Annotated in this window: 2 protein-coding genes; one reads left to right on the forward strand and one right to left on the reverse strand. The window is 64.6% G+C overall.

The annotated features are described in order from the left end of the window. Nucleotides 1-471, reverse strand: a 471-nt coding sequence (locus A5695_RS02680) for a glycosyltransferase (RefSeq protein WP_197515322.1), incomplete at its 3' end; no start/stop codon positions are given. Between the two features lie 239 nt (nucleotides 472-710). Between A5695_RS02680 and A5695_RS28235 the strand changes: the two genes are divergently transcribed. Continuing rightward, nucleotides 711-855: glycosyltransferase (locus tag A5695_RS28235; RefSeq protein ID WP_197515338.1), on the forward strand; the 145-nt coding region annotated here is incomplete at its 3' end.

The following is an 855-nucleotide window of genomic DNA, read 5'->3' on the forward strand; positions in this document are numbered from 1 at the left end:
ACCCACGGGCGCGGGCAGGAAGGGCACGATCGCCCCGTTGGTCCGCCAGGGGAAGTGATGCAGCGTGGCCAGCGGAATCCCGCAGTATTCCGCGACGTTCGCGGCCGTGTCTTCATAATTCATGCCGGTGAGCAGCAGGGCGGCCCCGTCTGCCAAGGACGTCAGCGTCCTGCTGACCTCCGCTCGGCACAGGGTGAGGGGTTCCACGACTTCCCGCCACATCCGGTCGAGCTTCCGAACCTTCCAAGGGTTCTCGAACCAGTAAGTCCAGTAGTCGCGGTGCGGGTCGAGGACGGCCTTCAATTCCGGCCCATACGCGACGCCGGCCGGTCCGACCGACTCGACGAAGTCGACCATCTCGGGAGCGACAGCCATCGTCACGTCGTGTCCCCGCCGCACCAGCTCACGCCCGACAGTCAGGTAGGGTTCGACCTCGCCGCGCGTGCCCCAATTCGCCAGCACAAATTTCATCGCGGATCTTCACCCTTCCAGTTCCCCTGGCGCATGGTCGGATTTGGAGCGGCCGCGCAACGTCCCCGGTTCAGACGACCGCAGCATAACCGGATGCGCGCGGCTGTTCAGGCTCTTAGGAATACTCGCCGCTGGCCACCTGCGGCCTTCATGTCTAGGCTCTCGCACTACCGCAAATGGTAGGAAGGGACAAGGTGACTGACCGTGATGCGGCGTGCGGCTACGTCGAACCGCCCGCACTGAGATTTGTGCTGGCAAGCTACGGAACTCGAGGTGATGTCGAGCCGTCGGTTGTGGTCGGGTCCGAACTGCAGCGGCGAGGGCACCACGTGCGTATCGCGGTCCCGCCCGATCTGATGGGCTTCGCCGAATCGGCTGTGTTCA

It is taken from the genome of Mycobacterium sp. E1747, from assembly GCF_001667775.1.
In the GTDB taxonomy this organism is placed as follows: domain Bacteria; phylum Actinomycetota; class Actinomycetes; order Mycobacteriales; family Mycobacteriaceae; genus Mycobacterium.